Below are 19,377 nucleotides of genomic sequence, written 5' to 3'. Positions count from 1 at the left end.
GAGTAGGTGTCGTCATCCCTTGATCGCCCCCTGGGTGAGCCCCGCCACGATCGGCCGCTGGAACACCAGTAGCAGCACCAGCAGCGGCACGCTGCCCAGCACCGTGGCGGCGGCAAAGGCTCCGTAGGGCACGGTGTACACCGAGGAGCCGGCGATGCGGGCCATGGCCGGCGCCAGGGTGAGCAGCTCGCTGCGGCTCAGCCAGGTGAGGGCGATGGGGAACTCATTCCAGCTGAACAGGAACACCAGCAGTGCCGTGCTGAACACCGCCGGACCGAGCAGCGGCAGCAGGATCCAGCGCAGGCGCTGCAACAGGCTGAGCCCCTCCAGCACAGCGCTTTCCTCCAGTTCCGGGGGCAGCTCAGCAAAAGCCGCCTGCAACAACAGCACTGCCAGGGGCAGGGACAACCCCGCATAGGGCAGGCAGAGCGCCAGCAGGTTGTTGGCGAGCCCGAAGTGACGGGCCACCTCCAGCAGGGCCAGGAACAGCAACACGTAAGGGAACACCGCCGTGGCCAGCAGAGTGCCCCCCATCACCAGCCGCAGCGCCCCGGAACGCCGTGCCAGGCCATAGGCGCAGGGGATGGCCAGCAGCAGGGTGAGCAGCGTACTGACACCGCCCACCAAGGTGCTGTTGAGCAGATAGCGCCAGAAGGGAGGATCTCCCGTGAGGATCTGGGTGTAATTCGCCAGCGTCCAGCCGCGGGCCAATCCAGCCCAGCCCGCCAGCAGGGCTTCGGGAGTGCGCAGCGACGTGTAGAGCTGCCAGACCATCGGCCCGAGGCTCCAGAACAGCAGCAGCCCCACCGCCAGGACTCGGCCGAAAAGGGCTGAGGCGGGAATCGAACCGGCACCACTGGCCACGGGGCTTCTGGCCATGGGGCCTCCAGGCATGGGATCCGAGGAACGAGAGGGAGACGTCATGGCGGAGATCAGCGGCGTTCAGGCCTCGGCGGCTCGCCGCCACAGCAACAGCAGAAGGGCAGAAAGCAGCAACAGCAGGAACATGCCCAGCATCACGGTGGCGCTGTAGCCGAAATCGAGGAAACGCATGGCATTGAGATAGGCGTACACCGCCAGGCTCTCGGTGCTGCCCGCTGGCCCACCGCCGGTGAGCACCGCGATCAGATCAAACACGCCCAGGGCCTGGGCGAGTCGAAACAGCAGCACCAGAAAGATGTAGGGCCGCAGCAACGGCAGGGTGATGCGCCGCAAGGCCTGCCAACTGGTACCACCCTCAAGCGCCAGAGCTTCGTAGAGATCGGCGGGGATCATCTGCAACCCCGCCAGCAACACCAGAGCCACGAACGGGGTCGTCTTCCAGACGTCCGCCACCACCGCCGCGATCCAGGCGAGCTGGGGAGACGCCAGAAAGGGCAGCGTGGCCAGCCCGACGCTCTGGAGCAAGCCGTTGATCGTCCCGTTGGGATCGTTGAAGATCCAGCGCCAGCCCAGGGCCATCACCGTGGTGGGCAGGGCCCAGGGCAGCAGGGTGAGGCTTCTGACCACCCCCCGTGCCGGCCAGCGCTGATGCAGCACCAGGGCAATGGCCAGGCCAAGCAGCAGCTCCAGTCCCACGGAAACGCCGGAGAAGCGCAATGTCTGACCGGCGTCCTGCCAGAAGCGGCCGTCCCCGAGCAGCCGCTGCCAGTTGGCCAGGCCCACCGGCACGGGCTCCAGGCCCGTGAACACCGACTGGGCCTGCAGACTCAGCCAGCCGTAGTAGCCCATCGGCCAGACGAACACCGCCAGCAGCAACAGCAGCGCCGGGGCGATCAACGCCAGGGTGACGAGATTGGCGCGCAACGTTCGGCTCATGCCCCCTTCGCCTCTCCACCGGTGGACTCCAGCAACAGGGTGCTGGCCTGGCCCGCCCGCCCCATGGCCTGAGCGGCCGGCAGTCCGCCGGTGATCACATCGCTCAGCTGCCGCTGCAGGATGTCGCTCAACTGAGCGTAGGCCGGCGTGATCGGCCGCAGAACGGCGTATTCAAGGGCCCGCAGCTGCTCCGGCAGGGTTGGGGAGGCGGCCAGCAGCTCCGGATCCTCAAACAGGGCCGTCAGGGTGGGGGTGTTGCCCCAGTCCTTCACCAACCGGCGCTGGCTGTCGGCTCCAGTCAGGGCCTGCAGCACCTCCACCGCCTGATCAGGATGGGAGCTGCCGCGCAGCACCGACAGGCCCCAGCTGCCCTGGGTCGCGGCGGGGGACTGGCCAGGCTCCGCCACCATGGTGGTGACCCCCACCTTGCCGGCCACGCGGCTGCCCGGCTTCTGCAGCTCGCTCCAGGCATAGGGCCAGTTGCGCATGAAGGCGACGTCGCCGGTCTCAAACGCCTGCAGGGTCTCCGGTTCAGCGAAATTGGCCACCGCCGCCGGGCTGATGCCGTCGACGAGCAGCTGCCGCAACCAGCCCGCCGCTGCCGCCGCCTCGGGTTGCTCCAGCCCCAGGCCCGGCGTCAGATCCGGCTCCCAGCGACCGCCAAAGCCGTGCAGCACCTCCAGAAAATCACAGATCAGGCCCTCGTACTGGCGCCCCTGCCAGACAAAGCCCCAACGCACCCGACCCTGCTGCTGCAGCTGCTGAGACACGGCCACAAGTTCGGCGGGCGTCCGGGGTGGGCGCTCCATCAGATCGGTGCGCCAGTAGAGCAGCCCCATCGAGGCCACCATCGGCACCCGCCAGAGATGGCCATCGATCACGTTGCCCTGCCGCGCGCCGGACACCACACCGGCCAGGGGATCGGGACCGAGCCGATCGTCGAGGGGCAACAACCAGCCGGCAGCGGCGTACTTGGCCGTCCAGCTCACATCCATCAGCAGCAGATCGTAGGGGCTGTCGCCCAGCAGCAGGCTGCTGATCGCCAGATCCGAGACGGATTCGGTCTCGAAGGGACCACGGGTCACGGCGATGGTCAGCCGCGGATGGCTGCGGTTGAAGGCCTCCACCGTGGCGGCGGTGGCATCGACGAAGGGCGCCGGCATCAGCACCCGGATCGTGACCGCGGGCCGGGCCACGGCGATGGACACCGGCAGCAACAGCGCCACCACCAGGGCCGCCAACAGCGCCAGCGCCAAGCGCCGAGCCCAGAGCTCGCGAGACGGCCGGGTCACAAGGCCCGCAGAACGCCCAGCTGCTCCTCAGCCCAGTGCTGCACGGTGAACGTCTCCACGGCGCCGGTCATGCCGTCCATGCGGCGGCGCTGCTCCTCGAGCGGCATCACCAGAGCCGCCGCGATCGCCTCATCCATGCTGCGGTGCGAATACGGGTTGGTGAGCAGGGCGTCCTGCAGCTCCACCGAAGCACCACTGAATTCCGAGAGCACCAGCACCCCTGCCTGGCCGCGGCGAGCCGCCACATATTCCTTGGCCACCAGGTTGAGGCCGTCCCGCAGCGGGGTGATCCAGCAGATGTCGGCCTGTCCGAACCAGGCCACCAACTCTTCGTAGGGCGTCCGCACCGTCGACAAACGCACCGGTGTCCAATCGATCCGGCCGAAGCGGCCATTGATGCGACCCACCACTTCCTCCACCGAGCGCTGGATCTCGTCATAGATGCGCATGCCACTGGCAGCAGCCACGCAGGCCAGGAACAGCTCGACACGGCCATGCCAGTCGGGCTGGTTTTCGAGCAGGCGCTCGTAGGTGAGCAGCATCTCCTCGTTGCCCTTGGTGTAGTCCACCCGCGAGGCCGAGAGGATCAGGGTGCGGCCCTCGTGCTGTTCGGCGATCGTGCGCGCTGTGGCCTGCACCGCCGGCTTGTCGGCCAGGGCCCGGATCAGGTCGGGGGAGGTTCCAACCGGTGAGGACACCAGACGCACCTGCCGGCCCTGATGCTCCAGCCAGGGGATGGCCATCGGTTCAGCGAGGGCACTGCCGGTCCGCCGGAACTTGTCCTCCACCGCCACGGCTGCCCCAGCCGTGGCGCCGCGCAGGGAAATGGCCGCATGGGCGAAGTTATTGGCATAGCGCGGGATGTGGAAGCCCACGAGATCGCAGCAGAGCAGGCTGTCGACGATGGCGTCGCGCCAGGGAAGGATGCTGAACACATCACACGAGGGAAAAGGCGTGTGATGGAAGAAAGCGATGCGCACATCCGGCCGCTGACGCCGAATGAAGGCCGGTGCGAGCCAGAGGTTGTAGTCATGCACCCAGATGGTGGCCCCCGGAGCCGCCTCTTCGCAGGCCGCCCTGGCGAACGAAGCATTCACCTGCTCAAAAATCTGCCAATCGGAATTATCAACGCTGAAATAACCAGGGAAGGAATGCAGGATCGGCCAGAACGACTCCTTCGATGTCACATGATAGAAGCTTGAGATCTGCGCCTCGGTCAGCGGCAGCCGCCGCAAGGTGATATTCACCGATGCGCGGATCTGCAGACGCTCATCCGAAACGACGACCCCCTCGTCCGCCTCCTTGCGCCAGGCGATCCAGGTTCCCCGCGGCTGCTCACGGAACAGATTCCGCAGGGTGGGAATGATGCCGTTCGGACTGGTCTGATCCACCCAGTGGCGGGTGCCGTCGACGTCGATCTGCTCGTCGTAGGGCGAGCGATGATACACCAGCACGAAGTCGCTCTGGCCGTTGATGCCTCCACTTGCGTAGGTGCTGCCACTTGGGCTGCTGCCTTCGCTGGCGGGATTCGCCGGATGGCGAGCTGAATCGAGAACAGTCATGCTGAAAAAAGACAATAGAATCGAAACTGGTCCAACAACTGAACAGCAGGGTTCAGGCAGACTGGTCTGAAGGCGCTGGAAGGCTGGATAGACAGAGCCTGAGATCGGCATCCCTTAGAGCCCCAGGTGCTGTCGAAGTCCTGGTGGCCTCGCGATGTGACGACACACGGGGATCCCAAGCTGACGTCGACAGGGGTGCGAGCAGAGCAGGGCCCACCTCCCGACTGTGCTCGCTCGAACTCGCAACCTGGGGAATCCAAGCGATGGGGGGCAGCGCCTGAGGTCGCGTCGCACAGCAGCCGCGTGGACCGGATGGCACGACCAGATCGCACCACGGATCTGGCCTAACAGGCTGGACGCGATGGCGGAACCGGGTGGATTCGAGGCACAACAACGACACCATCTCTTCGTTCCACCAGAACACACGTTCCTGCGGCTGTCAAATCGTGTCGGCTCAGGGCAACGGCGGGGGCTGCAATTGATCGTGGGCTTCCTCGACCAGCTGCAGCCGCAGCCGCTTCCCGCCGGCCAGCTCGCCGAGGGACACCCGCAGGGTGCTGCCGCTGAGGGTCTGCAACGCATTCAGCAGCTCACGCAGGTGGGGCGTGCTGCTGCCGCTTTCCACCCAGAGGCGCTCGTACAACCCTCCCAGCCGACGCCAGCTGGTGTGGAGCTTGAGCACCGCCGCCTCCAGTTGCTGGGCCTGCCCCACCGCATCAGCCAGCAGGCCGAGGGCATCGAGGCGCTGCGCCTCCTGCATGGCCTTTTCCAGATCGAGATGGTCGTGCTGAAACGCACGGACCGCCAATCCGGCTTCGGCAGCCTTGCGCAGCCAGCGGGCTGTGAGGGTCACATCCTTGACCCGATCCAGCTCAGGCTCATCCTGCAGCACGCGCCGCAGATCCTGCTGCTGCTCCTCGGGCAGCTGGGCCAGCTCCTTGACCAACGGAGCCACCACCCGGGGCGCCAGCAGGTTTTCGGCGGTGCGCTGGCGGATCTCCTCAGGCAGCAAGGGGCTGGTGGCGGCCGTGAATTCGTCGGCGAGACGCTTCACCTGCTTGCGGGTGATCTGCTGGCCCTCATTGGCGGCCTCACTCACCATCTGCTGCACCTCCGGCTCCGCCTGGGCCGTTTCGAGGAAGGCGCGCTTGGAGAAGAGGTTGACGCTGGCTTCCTCCAGCAGGCCGCCACCCACCAGTCCATCGGCAGACTCGGCCAGCTGGATGAGGGTGTAGGCCCGGGTCTTGCTGATCTCCTGCTCCCGCAACCACTGCAGGAAGCCGGTGCCGCGGCCCTCACCGCCACGCTTCTCACGGTCACGCACCGCCCGCAGGATCCTGCCTCGCCAGATCTCGGTCTGCAGATCGAAGCGATCACACACCTGCCAGGCCGCCTCGAGGCGGGCCAGAAACTCCATCGTGCTGATCGCATCGGAGTCCGGATCCGGAAGCTCGAGGCTGAGCGCGGGAGCCTCGATCGGATCCATGGCACGAACACGGTGGCGAGAGGCGATCGTGCCACGGCCCCAGGACGGCGACGAATCGTGACGCGCTTCCGCCAGCACCACGGCCCACGGGTAACGTCCCGTTGACAGCCACCCACTTCACGCGCAGCGATGGCCATCTCCCGCGGCGACAAGGTGCGCATCAAGCGCCCTGAGTCCTACTGGTTCAACGACGTCGGCACCGTGGCGTCGATCGACACCTCCGGGATCCGTTATCCCGTGATTGTGCGCTTCGAGAAAGTCAACTACAACGGTTACAGCGGCTCCGAAGGCGGCATCAACACCAACAACTTCGCCGAGTACGAACTCGAGAAGGCCTGAGTGCCAGGGCGATGCCTTTGCTGCATGGCGTCCTCAATGCGCTGATCCGTCTTCAGGGCAGGTCAGCCCAGCAAAGCCGTTCCGCTTGACCCCGGAGCGGGAGGCGGCACGAGCGCCGGGCATTCAGCCTGAATCACCTCCAAACCCCTCAATCACAACCGAAGCAAGGTCAGCCTGTCTGGGATTCCAGGCAGGCTTTTTTGGTATGACGCGGCCAGGAGACAGGCAGACCCATCCACCGAACGAGCGCGCCAGCAGACCGCTGGGTGGCACGATGAGGCCATCCCCTGCGTCGCAGCGCAGTCCGACCAGATCCAAGAACCCGTGCCGGAGCTGCCCGAGGTCGAAACCGTCCGCCGCGGCCTGGAGCAGCAGACCCACGGCATGACGGTGGCCACCGTTGAGGTGCGCCTTGCGCGCACCATCGCCAACCCGCAACCTGCCGAGCTCTTCTGTGCAGCGCTGCAGGGCTGCCGCCTGGAGCATTGGCAACGGCGCGGCAAGTACCTGCTAGCGGCCCTGGCCGACAGCGCCGGCATCAGCGCCGGGACCTGGGGGGTGCACCTGCGCATGACCGGCCAGTTCCTCTGGCTTCCAGAACCAGCAGATCCCTGCCGCCACACACGGGTGCGGATCTTTGATCCGCACGGCCATGAACTCCGCTTCGTCGACACCCGCAGCTTCGGGCAGATGTGGTGGGTGCCCCCTGATCAGGCTCCTGCCGAAGTGATCACCGGACTGCAGCGACTCGGGCCTGAACCGTTCAGCCCTGAGTTCACAGCCAGCCATCTGCAACAGGCCCTGCAGGGTTCGTCACGGCCCATCAAGAACGCCCTGCTCGATCAACGGCTGGTGGCCGGAGTGGGCAACATCTATGCCGATGAATCGCTGTTCGAAGCCGGCATCAGACCCCACACTCCAGCTGGCGAGCTGAAGCGTCCTCAGCTGGAACGCCTGCATGGGGCCCTGCTGAGGATTTTGCGGGCCAGCATCGGCGCCGGCGGCACCACCTTCAGCGACTTCCGTGATCTCACAGGCACCAATGGGAACTATGGCGGTGTGGCCTGGGTCTATCGACGCGGCGGCGAACCCTGCCGCCGCTGCGGCACCGTGCTGCGCCGCGACAAGCTGGCCGGGCGCAGCAGCCACTGGTGCCCGCTCTGCCAGCAGTGAACCCGGGCGCCGCGACGCGCTTGGATGGATGGAGTTTCCGAACGATCCGGTTTGGAGTCCCTGGCGACCCAACTCACTGAGGCCATGGTTGCCATCCACCAGCGCGGTTGGTGCGATGGCACGGGAGGCAATTTCAGTTGTGTCAGGCAGCAGGAGCCCCTGCAGCTGTTGATGGCACCCAGCGGCGTGGACAAGGGCTCGGTAGAGCCCGAACAGTTGATCCTCGTCGATGGGAACGCACGCGTGATCAGCGGACACGGCAAAGCCAGTGCCGAAACCCTGCTGCATCTGGCGATCGTCGCCGAGGCTGGCGCCGGGGCCGTGCTGCACACCCACTCCCAGGCGGCCACCCTGCTTTCATCCTGGGCTCTGGGCCAGGAGGAGAGGGCGGAATCAGGCTGCGCTGCATTGGCGATCAGCGGCCTGGAGATGCTCAAAGGCCTGCAAGGCGTCAGCACCCACGCCACCACCATTCACATCCCCGTGCTTCCCAACGATCAGGACCTGCAGTCCCTCAGCTCAGCCGCTCGGCCACACCTGGCCCAGGCACCGCATGGGCTGTTGATCGGAGGTCACGGGCTCTACGCCTGGGGCAGGGATCTGGGCGAGGCCCAGCGCCATCTTGAGATCCTCGAATTTCTTCTCGAACAGCGGTGGCGACGCCTGCTGCTGCAGAGCCTGATGCCCCCCATGCCCGGCCGTGAGCATTCCGACGCAGCCATCACACAGCGACACGACGTTCAGAAGGAGACAAACCATGCCTGAACCCAATCGCGCCACCAACAACCAAGCCAGCGGAGCCCCTGGCGTGCTTTTGCCCGACACGACGACACACATCCTGCTGGACATTGAAGGGACCACCTGCCCGGTGAGCTTTGTCAGCGAAGTGCTGTTTCCCTATGCCAGGTCCAACCTCGCATCTTTTCTGAAAAGCCAAGGTCAACAGCCAGCCGTCATAGAGCTGGTACAGGAGTTGCAGCAAGCCTGGGACCTGGAGAGTGACCCCGAAGCAGTGCAACTGCGCAGGAAGTCATCAGGCAAGGATCCAGAGCCTGGAACGGGAATAGCAACAGAACCTGCTATTGCTAACAATGGCAATCGCAATAGCAGTGTTACTGCCAGCCCTGGCTCTGCCCCTAGTGAGATTGTCAACAATCAGACATCCGGAAGCGCTTTCACCGGTGAATTCAATTCTTCAAGCCTCAACGCAACAAGAATCCATGCGCTCGTACCCTATCTGGAATGGCTGATTCATCAGGATCGCAAACTCACCCCTCTCAAGGAGCTTCAAGGACTGATCTGGGAGCACGGCTATGCCAACGGGAGTTTACAGGGGCCCATTTACGCCGATGTTCCACCAGCCCTGCGTGACTGGAAGAATCAGGGACTACAAATCGCAGTGTATTCTTCCGGCTCTGTCCGTGCACAGCAACTCATCTACCAATACAGCTGCTTTGGAGATTTGCGCCCTTGGTTTTCGGCCTGGTTCGACACTCGCATAGGTGCGAAACAAAGAGCAGAGAGCTATCGATCCATTTGCACCGAACTTCAGACGGATCCCAGCAGGATCCTTTTCATCAGCGATGTCACCTTCGAACTGGATGCCGCAGCAGAGGCTGGGTATGCAGTGCTGATTAGCGAACGTGAGGGAAATCCGCCGCAACCCTGCCATCCGTACACAAGCATCAAGCGTTTTGACGCTATCCGATCAATCATGATGCCCTAACAGTTCCGAATCCCTGAAGGCAAAGCCATCTGAGTCAGCAGACTCTCTCTAGGGAAGGCTGCTGCTTGGGGAGGCTGCTCTTGGGGAGGCCGTCAAGCGGGGAGGCCATCGATCCCCAGGCACACGAAAACGCCCCCGATCGCAGCCATCAGGCTGCCATCGGGGGCGTCGTCGTGGAGCAAAGTTTGACCTGGCATCGAGCTATTTTCGCAGGAGGCTACCCTCCAACTATCGTTGCCGCTGCTGCGTTTCACAACCGAGTTCGAGATGGATCGGAGTGGGTCCACAGCGCCATGAACACCAGGAAAGCAAACGGCCTCTTCAGGCCCCTTGCCGGTCTTTGCCCCCAGGTTGAACCCTGAGAACTGCATAGGAGCGGTTGACAAGCAACCGGTCTGGGATCCAAAAGCTTTGAGCGCGTGATCCCTGTGTCATCCGGTCAGGATGGCAAGGGATGGAATGGTCAAGCCCTCGGTCTATTAGTACTCCTCCGCTTCACCGGTTACCCGGCTTCCACGTAGAGCCTATCAACGGGTGTTCTTCCCGTGACCTTACTGGCTTATGCCATGGGAACACTCATCTTGAGGTGGGCTTCCCACTTAGATGCTTTCAGCGGTTATCCACTCCGCACATGGCTACCCAGCGTTTACCGTTGGCACAATAACTGGCACACCAGAGGTGCGTTCCTCCCGGTCCTCTCGTACTAGGGAGAAATCCTCTCAATGTTCCTGCGCGTGCACCGGATATGGACCGAACTGTCTCACGACGTTCTGAACCCAGCTCGCGTACCGCTTTAATGGGCGAACAGCCCAACCCTTGGGACCGACTTCAGCCCCAGGTTGCGATGAGCCGACATCGAGGTGCCAAACCTCCCCGTCGATGTGAACTCTTGGGGGAGATCAGCCTGTTATCCCTAGAGTAACTTTTATCCGTTGAGCGACGGCCCTTCCACTCAGAACCGTCGGATCACTAAAGCCGACTTTCGTCCCTGTTCGACTTGTAGGTCTCACAGTCAAGCTTGCTTCTGCTTTTGCACTCGTCGGCTGATTTCCAACCAGCCTGAGCAAACCTTTGCGCGCCTCCGTTACCTTTTAGGAGGCGACCGCCCCAGTCAAACTGCCCACCTGATACTGTCCGGTCCCCGGATGACGGGTGACCGTTAGAACCCTAGCTCTGAAAGAGTGGTATCTCACCGTTGGCTCACCATGACCCGCAAGCCATGGATCAAAGCCTCCCACCTATCCTGCGCATTCAGAGCCCGGGCACAATACCAAGCTACAGTAAAGCTTCATAGGGTCTTTCTGTCCGGGTGCACGTAGTCCGCATCTTCACAGACAATTCTATTTCGCCGAGCCTCTCTCCGAGACAGCGCCCAGATCGTTACGCCTTTCGTGCGGGTCGGAACTTACCCGACAAGGAATTTCGCTACCTTAGGACCGTTATAGTTACGGCCGCCGTTCACCGGGGCTTCAGTCGCCAGCTTCGCTTGCGCTGACCAGCTTCCTTAACCTTCCGGCACTGGGCAGGCGTCAGCCCCCATACATCGTCTTGCGACTTAGCGGAGACCTGTGTTTTTGGTAAACAGTCGCCTGGGCCTCTTCACTGCGACCACCTTGCGGTGGCACCCCTTCTCCCGAAGTTACGGGGCCATTTTGCCGAGTTCCTTAGAGAGAGTTACCTCGCGCCCCTCGGTATTCTCTACCACCCCACCTGTGTCGGTTTCGGGTACAGGCCATCATGCCTTAACGGGTATAGGGCTTTTCTTGGAAGCTTGACGTCACCCACTTCGCGGCCGTAGCCGCTCGCACTCACGCCTCAGCTCAAGCTGTTTTCGCCAGCTCTCAACGCCTCGAACGCTTGGACCAGTAACCAACTTCTGGCTGGGCTAGCCTTCTCCGTCCCCCTTCCCAAAACATGACAGGTACAGGAATGTTGACCTGTTGTCCATCGACTACGCCTTTCGGCCTCGCCTTAGGTCCTGACTAACCCTCCGCGGACGAGCCTGCCGGAGGAACCCTTAGGGTTTCGGGGCATGGGATTCTCACCCATGTTTTCGCTACTCAAGCCGACATTCTCACTTCCATGCAGTCCACGCCCGCTTACGCTAACGCTTCACCCCACATGGAACGCTCCCCTACCATCGGAATCTTACGATTCAAATCCGCAGCTTCGGTACAATGCTTAGCCCCGTTCATTTTCGGCGCAGGATCGCTCGACCAGTGAGCTATTACGCACTCCTTTGAGGATGGCTGCTTCTAGGCAAACCTCCTGGTTGTCTGGGCAATCCCACCTCCTTTATCACTCAGCATTGATTTGGGGACCTTAGCTGGCGGTCTGGGCTGTTTCCCTTTCGACCATGGAGCTTATCCCCCACAGTCTGACTGCCTAGTTACACACAGGGTATTCAGAGTTCGTCTCGATTTGGTACCGCTCTCGCAGCCCGCACCGAAACGGTGGCTTTACCCCCCTGCTGGAGCACTAGACGCTACGCCTCAACGTATTTCGGGGAGAACCAGCTAGCTCCGGGTTCGATTGGCATTTCACCCCTAACCACAGCTCATCCGCTGATTTTTCAACATCAGTCGGTTCGGACCTCCACTTGGTATCACCCAAGCTTCATCCTGGCCATGGTTAGATCACCCGGGTTCGGGTCTATAAACACTGACGATCGCCCTATTCAGACTCGCTTTCGCTATGGCTCCACCATTCCCGGTTTAACCTGCCAGTGCCTATAAGTCGCCGGCTCATTCTTCAACAGGCACACGGTCATCCTATGAGTAGGACTCCCATTGCTTGTAAGCTCACGGTTTCATGTTCTATTTCACTCCCCTCCCGGGGTTCTTTTCACCTTTCCCTCGCGGTACTGTTGCGCTATCGGTCACACAGGAGTACTTAGCCTTACGAGGTGGTCCTCGCGGATTCACACGGAATTTCACGTGCTCCGTGCTACTCGGGATACAGCTAGGCCAGTTTCGCTTTCGAGTACGGGGCTTTCACCCTCTCTGGCGCGCCATTCAAACGCTTCCTCTAACGTCCCTGGTCCACGTTGCTGTCCCACAACCCCGATGGGCGAACCCATCGGTTTAGGCTCTTCCCCGTTCGCTCGCCGCTACTGAGGGAGTCGTTTTTACTTTCCTTTCCTCCAGCTACTAAGATGTTTCAGTTCGCTGGGTTGGCTCGCGCCGCCCTATGGATTCAGGCGGCCGTTCTAGGGGTTGCCCCATTCGGAAATTCCCGGATCAAAGCGTGTTTCCAGCTCCCCGAGACTTATCGCAGGTAACCACGTCCTTCATCGCCTCTGTGTGCCAAGGTATCCACCGTGAGCCCTTTGTAGCTTGACCATAATCACAACTCGCGTTTAGCTTGTTGAAGGCTATTCTTCTAGTGTCTAAGCTCTCAATCAAGAGATCTCAGACAGCCAGAATCAAACTCCTGCTTGGTGGCTTGTGGCCATGCCAGACAGAAGACACGAGCTGTACTCGGCTCTAACTCAAGAATCACTGGCTTTCCTGTTTCTCTCATATTGAGGCTTGCACCTCAATCTTCCCTTCGCTTTCGCTGGGATGCCGCAGCCGAGGCCACGACCAGAGAGAACCGGAAAGTCAGCGTCTATGAGATGCTTTCTTTTCCAGACTTTTCCTATGCAGTTGTCAAGGTTCTTGCTGAATGCCCATCCTTGCGGACAGGGAATCCAGCATGCTTTCAACCACTCAGGGAATGAAAACAGGCTGGAATCGTCACCAAGACGTCAGGATCACACCAAAGAAATCTCTCCTTTGCTTCCGTGAGGGCGCTCGTCAGTGTGGAATGGAGGTTAGCGGACTCGAACCGCTGACATCCTGCTTGCAAAGCAGGCGCTCTACCAACTGAGCTAAACCCCCAAACACGAATGGGCCATCCTGGACTTGAACCAGGGACCTCACCCTTATCAGGGGTGCGCTCTAACCACCTGAGCTAATGGCCCAGGAGTTCGACCTCGCGATCGCGTCAAAGTTGTGTCTCACCTGATTGATGATTCAGTATCGCTACCATTTCATCTCTCAAGTTTCAACACCGCCTCAACAAAAATCGTTGGGGTGTGACCTAGACAAAGTTTAGGAACTGAACCTGCTTGGACGGACATGTTGCCATTCCGCTTCCACAGTTGAGGTACCGATCGACCTAGAGTGACAGGATCATGGCCTGAAAATAAAGTATTCAGACATCACAATCAGTTTGTCTCCCTGTTAGGAGGTGATCCAGCCGCACCTTCCGGTACGGCTACCTTGTTACGACTTCACCCCAGTCATCAGCCCCACCTTCGGCATCCTCCTCCCTTACGGGTTGGAGTAACGACTTCGGGCGTGGCCAACTTCCATGGTGTGACGGGCGGTGTGTACAAGGCCCGGGAACGTATTCACCGCAGTATGCTGACCTGCGATTACTAGCGATTCCTCCTTCACGTAGGCGAGTTGCAGCCTACGATCTGAACTGAGCCACGGTTTATGGGATTTGCTAGCTCTCGCGAGTTTGCTGCCCTTTGTCCGTAGCATTGTAGTACGTGTGTAGCCCAGGATGTAAGGGGCATGATGACTTGACGTCATCCACACCTTCCTCCGGTTTATCACCGGCGGTCTCTCTAGAGTGCCCAACTCAATGCTGGCAACTAAAGACGTGGGTTGCGCTCGTTGCGGGACTTAACCCAACATCTCACGACACGAGCTGACGACAGCCATGCACCACCTGTCACTGCGCTCCCGAAGGCACTCCCTCGTTTCCAAGGGATTCGCAGGATGTCAAACCCTGGTAAGGTTCTTCGCGTTGCATCGAATTAAACCACATACTCCACCGCTTGTGCGGGCCCCCGTCAATTCCTTTGAGTTTCACACTTGCGTGCGTACTCCCCAGGCGGAACACTTAACGCGTTGGCTACGACACCGAGGGGGTCGATTCCCCCGACACCTAGTGTTCATCGTTTACGGCCAGGACTACAGGGGTATCTAATCCCTTTCGCTCCCCTGGCTTTCGTCCATGAGCGTCAGTTATGGCCCAGCAGAGCGCCTTCGCCACTGGTGTTCTTCCCGATATCTACGCATTTCACCGCTACACCGGGAATTCCCTCTGCCCCTACCACACTCTAGCCTTGTAGTTTCCACTGCTGAAATGGAGTTAAGCTCCACGCTTTAACAGCAGACTTTCAAGGCCGCCTGCGGACGCTTTACGCCCAATAATTCCGGATAACGCTTGCCACTCCCGTATTACCGCGGCTGCTGGCACGGAATTAGCCGTGGCTTATTCCTCAAGTACCGTCAGATCTTCTTCCTTGAGAAAAGAGGTTTACAGCCCAGAGGCCTTCATCCCTCACGCGGCGTTGCTCCGTCAGGCTTTCGCCCATTGCGGAAAATTCCCCACTGCTGCCTCCCGTAGGAGTCTGGGCCGTGTCTCAGTCCCAGTGTGGCTGATCATCCTCTCAGACCAGCTACTGATCGAAGCCTTGGTAGGCTCTTACCCCACCAACTAGCTAATCAGACGCGAGCTCATCCTCAGGCGAAATTCATTTCACCTCTCGGCATATGGGGTATTAGCGGCCGTTTCCAGCCGTTATCCCCCTCCTGAGGGCAGATTCTCACGCGTTACTCACCCGTCCGCCACTAACCCGAAGGTTCGTTCGACTTGCATGTGTTAAGCACGCCGCCAGCGTTCATCCTGAGCCAGGATCAAACTCTCCGTAGTAGTCTTCCCCCTTTAAACGTCAGCTCTAAACTTTCGCTTGAGCTTTCATCGCAGAGAAGTTTGTCGCTCACCCAAATCCTGCACTGGCGCACAGTCTTCAGTTGGGACCACCTTTCGACTGACCGAAAGGGTTCGAGAGTGCACACAACTGTTTCGCTTGCCGTCTAGACCTCTCTATCTGGATCTCTCCGAACAGATTCTTCCTGATGGTTCACGTCACAATCCCGTGACTTTCCCAGATCTCAGATCCGGTTCGCTTCAGTCACCCACAGCTGGTTTTCACCCAGTTCTGACCCAAGGCGTGAGACCTCAAGGCAGCACCACATCACTGCAGGTTCCCGTCGCTTAAAATGTTTGACGGGACCTCACACCTCTACCGCTCGTTTCGTCATCCTCGACACCGCATCCAACGGGCTTTGACTCCACACTGGCGCCAGCACAAGGCTGGTCCACTGCAAACTCAGAACCGTTCGATCCGATCAGAATGACGCGGTAGAAGCGTCAGTTCCTAAACTTTTCAATTGTCCAGGTGCTGCCTCCACTCCCTTGGCCTCTCGGCTCCGGGTCGTCTCGGCGCGTCGCCTCTCAGCGACTCAGGAAACCTACAACACCGGTGGCTCGCGCCTCCTTCGTCGTAAGCACGCACCCTTCACCCTTCCAGGCAAACGGCACTCGCCCTCAGTGCCTCGCAGCACCGAAGACTCTGCGTTTCCACCGGTGCTCTCGCTCCCGGTGTGCTGCGCAGTCCAAAACCATACCCCATACACCTTCAATCGGGCAAGCCGCCCACTGATGGGGCCTTTCACCGCTTGCCTGGCAGTCCCGACCTCTGAAAGCCAGCTCAGCCGGACCGGCGCCGGCCGAAGCATCTTCATTGGAAGGCACAGGGGCCTGGAGCAGCGACGAATCAAGCGCCAGAGGGGAACAGGCAGGAAACAGAGAAAGGGGAAGGCAGGGATGGTCGGACAAAACCCGGAACCCCTGAGCACCCTGATCTGGTCGACAGGCTGGGCGGACCTCCGCTCAGACTCAGACGCGAGCGGGGCAGGGACGTCTGAACCTTTGTTGCATGCCAAGACAGCTGCAGTCGCAGACACAACCCAAGTCCAAGCTCCCGATCCAGGCCTGGACCACATCGCCAGCTACGGATCCAGCCCTGGCCCTGAGGTCTCCTTCTTGGACCTGAGACCTCCTTCTTAAACCTTGCAGGGCTGCGCCGAAGCAGCTGTGCGCATGGAAAGCTCTGCTGCAGCGATCAGGCCCCATGCATTCCTGAATTGTTCCAGCCGTGGTTCATGGCCGGTACAACGTTTCTACCGTTGGCCCAAGCTCCCATGGAGGCCCGTGTCCCGACCGTTCAGCCAACAGCACCAAAGGGTTCGGCCCAGCTCCAAAGAAGACGCCGTGGTGATCCGCGCCCAGGAGCACTTCGAGCGCACCCTGGTGAGGGTCAAGGGTGAACTGGTGGGATCGGTGGCCGCGCTCGACCATCCGCGCCGCTCCGGAGAGGCCAATTACGGCGAGGTGTTCCTGCGGGACAACGTGCCGGTGATGATTTACCTGCTGCTGCAGGGCCGTTTTGAGGTGGTGCGCAACTTCCTCTCTGTCTCGCTGGAACTGCAGAGCAACGACATCAAGACCCGCGGTGTGTTTCCCACCAGCTTTGTGGAGCAGGACGGGGTCGTGCTGGCCGACTACGGCCAGCGATCGATCGGACGGATCACCTCAGTCGACGCCAGCCTGTGGTGGCCCATCCTCTGCTGGCTGTATGTGAAGCGCAGCCGTGACATGGAATTCGGTGCCAGTCAGCAGGTGCAACGCGGCGTGCAGTTGCTGCTGGACCTGGTGCTGCATCCCACCTTTGAGGGCACGCCCGTGCTGTTCGTGCCGGACTGTGCCTTCATGATTGATCGTCCGATGGATGTCTGGGGCAACCCGCTGGAGGTGGAGGTGCTCCTCTACGGCTGCCTGCGCAGCTGCTGCCACCTGATGGAACTGGCCCAGCGTGACCGCATGAGCCGACTGCTGCATCAGCGGATCGAACTCACCCAGGAGTGGATGCATGATCTGCGATCCTTCCTGCTGAAGCACTACTGGGTGACCAGCAAAACGGTACAGGTTCTGCGGCGCCGGCCCACCGAGCAGTACGGCGACCACCAGCACGAGAACGAGTTCAATGTGCAGCCTCAGGTGATCCCCCCTTGGCTGCAGGACTGGCTCGAGAACCGGGGCGGCTACCTGATCGGCAATATGCGCACCGGCCGGCCGGACTTCCGCTTCTACAGCCTCGGCAACTCCCTCGCCTGTCTGTTCGGCCTGATCACGGCACCCCAGCAGCGGGCCCTGTTCCGGCTGGTGCTGCACAACCGCGAACATCTGATGGCGCAGATGCCGATGCGCATCTGCCATCCCCCCATGGAGGCCGACGAATGGATGAATAAAACGGGATCAGACCCAAAGAACTGGCCCTGGAGTTATCACAACGGCGGGCACTGGCCCAGTCTGCTCTGGTATCTGGCCGGTGCTGTGCTTCTGCATGAGCAGCGCCACCCCGAGGCGGACGTGCTGCTGATGGGTCAGATGCGGGCCATGATGGAAGAGTGCTACTGGGCCCAGCTCAACCAGCTGCCGCGTCAGCAATGGGCCGAGTACTTCGACGGACCCACCGGCACCTGGGTGGGTCAGCAGGCACGTACCTACCAGACCTGGACGATCGTGGGCTTTCTGCTGCTGCACCACATGCTGCGAGTCAACCCCAGCCAGGTGAGCCTGATTGATATTGAGACCCCTTGAAGAAAGAGCAGCGCAACCCAGCCTGGTCAGATAGCGAGCGATGCACGTGCAACAAATTCGCTGCATGAAAAAACCCCGGAATCTACCGGGGCTTCATTAGTAGCAGACTGTTTGCTCGTCGTTATAGCAGCTGATCAGAACAGGCCGAGGGTCAGAGATTTGTCGATCGGCAAAGCGGCTCCAATGCCGAGATAAATCGTGAAGACGGTGCCGAACAGAAACGCTGCCATGGCGACCGGGCGACGGAAGGGATTCTGGAACTTGTTGAAGCTCTCGATGAAGGGAATCAGCATCAAGCCGAGGGGAACCATCGTTTGCAGAGCAATGCCCAGCAGCTTGTTGGGCACAACCCTCAGGATCTGGAAAACCGGGTACAGGTACCACTCCGGCAGAATTTCGAGAGGAGTGGCAAAGGGATCAGCCTTATCCGCCAGCATGGCGGGATCAAGCACGGCGAGCCCAACCACACAGGCGATGGTGCCCAGGATCACCACCGGGAAGATGTAGAGGAGATCGTTGGGCCAGGCTGGTTCACCGTAATAGTTGTGGCCCATGCCCTTGGCCAGCTTGGCCCTCAGCTTGGGATCGGTGAGGTCAGGCTTCTTGAGGATGTGCATGACGGAGGCCGTGAAAGGGGAGCCGGCAAGCCGGCGTGAACCTGGAGTTGAAAGCTAGGAAGGAGACAGGCTCGAGGGAGGCAGCAAGCCAGACCAGTCCTGCTGGATTGCAACACTTCGCAAACCGGAGCCCAGGCCAAGGGTGGCCTGGACCGGCCTGGATCACAAGGGACCAGAGATTCCTTGCTTGCGAATCATCAGGAAGTGCATGAGCATGAAGACAGCCAGCAGCCAGGGCATCACAAAGGTGTGCAGGCTGTAGAAGCGGGTCAGCGTGGCCTGGCCGACACTTTCACCACCCCGCAGCAGTTCGACCATGAAGTCGCCCACCACAGGAACGGCTGCCGGAACGCCACTGACGATCTTCACGGCCCAATAGCCCACCTGATCCCAGGGGAGCGAGTAGCCGGTGACACCGAACGACACGGTGATCACGGCCATGGTGACGCCAGTGATCCAGGTGAGCTCACGGGGACGTTTGAAACCACCGGTGAGATAGACGCGGAACACATGAAGAATCAGCATCAGCACCATCATCGAGGCGCTCCAACGGTGGACCGAACGGATCAGCCAGCCAAAACTGACATCCGTCATCAGGTACTGAACCGAGGAGTAGGCCTCAGCGACCGTGGGCTTGTAATAGAAGGTCATCGCAAACCCAGTGGCGAACTGGATCAGGAAGCAGACCAGGGTGATGCCGCCAAGGCAATAAAAAATATTGACGTGCGGCGGCACGTACTTGGCGGAGATGTCGTCGGCGATCGCCTGAATTTCCAGGCGCTCCTGGAACCAGTCGTATACAGGTGACGACTTTGCGGCAGGAGAGGAATTCGCCATGCAGCGGGCGGCTTGGGTTGCG

General features: G+C 60.9%; 12 protein-coding genes, 2 tRNA genes and 3 rRNA genes. 5 read left to right on the top strand and 12 right to left on the bottom strand.

What is annotated here, in order from left to right; genetic code table 11:
- Positions 1-12 precede the first annotated feature (12 nt).
- The 5 genes from H8F26_RS09105 to H8F26_RS09085 all read right to left on the bottom strand — a co-directional run bounded on the left by H8F26_RS09105 (position 13) and on the right by H8F26_RS09085 (position 6,158).
- Positions 13-774: a carbohydrate ABC transporter permease gene (locus tag H8F26_RS09105; protein ID WP_370594699.1), complete on the bottom strand. Its 762-nt coding sequence runs from the start codon at positions 772-774 to the stop codon at positions 13-15.
- A gap of 168 nt (positions 775-942) precedes the next feature.
- A complete protein-coding gene (locus H8F26_RS09100) occupies positions 943-1,818 on the bottom strand; it encodes a carbohydrate ABC transporter permease (protein WP_197158838.1) in 876 nt (291 codons plus the stop codon).
- Entirely contained in the window at positions 1,815-3,074 is a 1,260-nt protein-coding gene (locus H8F26_RS09095; RefSeq protein ID WP_370594685.1) for an ABC transporter substrate-binding protein, read from the bottom strand. The genes H8F26_RS09100 and H8F26_RS09095 overlap by 4 nt, the downstream gene beginning before the upstream one ends.
- Positions 3,075-3,106: 32 nt before the next feature.
- On the bottom strand, positions 3,107-4,672 hold the full coding sequence (ggpS, locus tag H8F26_RS09090) for a glucosylglycerol-phosphate synthase (protein WP_197158837.1): 1,566 nt from the start codon (positions 4,670-4,672) through the stop codon (positions 3,107-3,109).
- Between the two features lie 454 nt (positions 4,673-5,126).
- Positions 5,127-6,158: a hypothetical protein gene (locus H8F26_RS09085; protein ID WP_197158836.1), complete on the bottom strand. Its 1,032-nt coding sequence runs from the start codon at positions 6,156-6,158 to the stop codon at positions 5,127-5,129.
- Between the two features lie 129 nt (positions 6,159-6,287).
- Here H8F26_RS09085 and H8F26_RS09080 point away from each other — a divergent pair, with 129 nt between their 5' ends.
- The 4 genes from H8F26_RS09080 (at position 6,288) to mtnC (ending at position 9,396) form a co-directional block, all read left to right on the top strand.
- Positions 6,288-6,497 (top strand): photosystem I reaction center subunit IV, encoded by a 210-nt coding sequence (locus H8F26_RS09080; protein WP_197158835.1) that lies wholly within the window; start codon positions 6,288-6,290, stop codon positions 6,495-6,497.
- A gap of 324 nt (positions 6,498-6,821) precedes the next feature.
- A complete protein-coding gene (locus H8F26_RS09075) occupies positions 6,822-7,670 on the top strand; it encodes a DNA-formamidopyrimidine glycosylase (RefSeq protein ID WP_197158834.1) in 849 nt (282 codons plus the stop codon).
- A gap of 84 nt (positions 7,671-7,754) precedes the next feature.
- Complete coding sequence (mtnB, locus tag H8F26_RS09070) at positions 7,755-8,435, top strand: methylthioribulose 1-phosphate dehydratase (RefSeq protein WP_231605570.1); 681 nt, start codon at positions 7,755-7,757, stop codon at positions 8,433-8,435.
- A complete protein-coding gene (gene mtnC / locus H8F26_RS09065) occupies positions 8,428-9,396 on the top strand; it encodes an acireductone synthase (protein ID WP_197158832.1) in 969 nt (322 codons plus the stop codon). The genes mtnB and mtnC overlap by 8 nt, the downstream gene beginning before the upstream one ends.
- A 188-nt stretch (positions 9,397-9,584) precedes the next feature.
- Here mtnC and rrf read toward each other — a convergent pair.
- The 5 genes from rrf to H8F26_RS09040 form a co-directional block, all read right to left on the bottom strand.
- Positions 9,585-9,701 (bottom strand): 5S ribosomal RNA (rrf, locus tag H8F26_RS09060).
- A 154-nt stretch (positions 9,702-9,855) separates the two neighbouring features.
- Positions 9,856-12,737 (bottom strand): 23S ribosomal RNA (locus H8F26_RS09055).
- A gap of 467 nt (positions 12,738-13,204) precedes the next feature.
- Positions 13,205-13,277, bottom strand: a tRNA-Ala gene (locus tag H8F26_RS09050).
- 9 nt (positions 13,278-13,286) lie between these two features.
- Positions 13,287-13,360: transfer RNA gene (locus H8F26_RS09045), tRNA-Ile, on the bottom strand.
- Between the two features lie 262 nt (positions 13,361-13,622).
- A 16S ribosomal RNA gene (locus H8F26_RS09040) occupies positions 13,623-15,108 on the bottom strand.
- Together the 16S, 23S and 5S rRNA genes with 2 tRNA genes alongside form the textbook arrangement of a ribosomal RNA operon.
- 1,344 nt (positions 15,109-16,452) lie before the next feature.
- Between H8F26_RS09040 and H8F26_RS09035 the strand changes: the two genes are divergently transcribed.
- Complete coding sequence (locus H8F26_RS09035; protein WP_197158831.1) at positions 16,453-17,901, top strand: glycoside hydrolase 100 family protein; 1,449 nt, start codon at positions 16,453-16,455, stop codon at positions 17,899-17,901.
- 134 nt (positions 17,902-18,035) lie between these two features.
- On the opposite strand, the gene petD is transcribed toward H8F26_RS09035, so the two are convergent.
- Both petD and petB read right to left on the bottom strand, forming a co-directional pair.
- Positions 18,036-18,518: a cytochrome b6-f complex subunit IV gene (gene petD, locus H8F26_RS09030; RefSeq protein WP_197158830.1), complete on the bottom strand. Its 483-nt coding sequence runs from the start codon at positions 18,516-18,518 to the stop codon at positions 18,036-18,038.
- Between the two features lie 162 nt (positions 18,519-18,680).
- Entirely contained in the window at positions 18,681-19,355 is a 675-nt protein-coding gene (gene petB / locus H8F26_RS09025) for a cytochrome b6 (RefSeq protein WP_197158829.1), read from the bottom strand.
- Positions 19,356-19,377 lie beyond the last annotated feature (22 nt).

This window comes from Synechococcus sp. CBW1006 (assembly GCF_015840525.1).
Classification (GTDB): Bacteria; Cyanobacteriota; Cyanobacteriia; order PCC-6307; family Cyanobiaceae; genus CBW1002.
This window is presented reverse-complemented; position numbering and strand designations above follow the sequence as displayed.

Coding starts and splice junctions, on each gene's coding strand:
- ggpS (WP_197158837.1), bottom strand. CDS start 4,672: ATGACTGTTCTCGATTCAGCTCGCCATCCGGCGAATCCCGCCAGCGAA.
- petD (WP_197158830.1), bottom strand. CDS start 18,518: ATGCACATCCTCAAGAAGCCTGACCTCACCGATCCCAAGCTGAGGGCC.
- H8F26_RS09080 (WP_197158835.1), top strand. CDS start 6,288: ATGGCCATCTCCCGCGGCGACAAGGTGCGCATCAAGCGCCCTGAGTCC.
- mtnB (WP_231605570.1), top strand. CDS start 7,755: ATGGTTGCCATCCACCAGCGCGGTTGGTGCGATGGCACGGGAGGCAAT.
- H8F26_RS09105 (WP_370594699.1), bottom strand. CDS start 774: ATGGTCTGGCAGCTCTACACGTCGCTGCGCACTCCCGAAGCCCTGCTG.
- mtnC (WP_197158832.1), top strand. CDS start 8,428: ATGCCTGAACCCAATCGCGCCACCAACAACCAAGCCAGCGGAGCCCCT.
- H8F26_RS09100 (WP_197158838.1), bottom strand. CDS start 1,818: ATGAGCCGAACGTTGCGCGCCAATCTCGTCACCCTGGCGTTGATCGCC.
- H8F26_RS09085 (WP_197158836.1), bottom strand. CDS start 6,158: ATGGATCCGATCGAGGCTCCCGCGCTCAGCCTCGAGCTTCCGGATCCG.
- petB (WP_197158829.1), bottom strand. CDS start 19,355: ATGGCGAATTCCTCTCCTGCCGCAAAGTCGTCACCTGTATACGACTGG.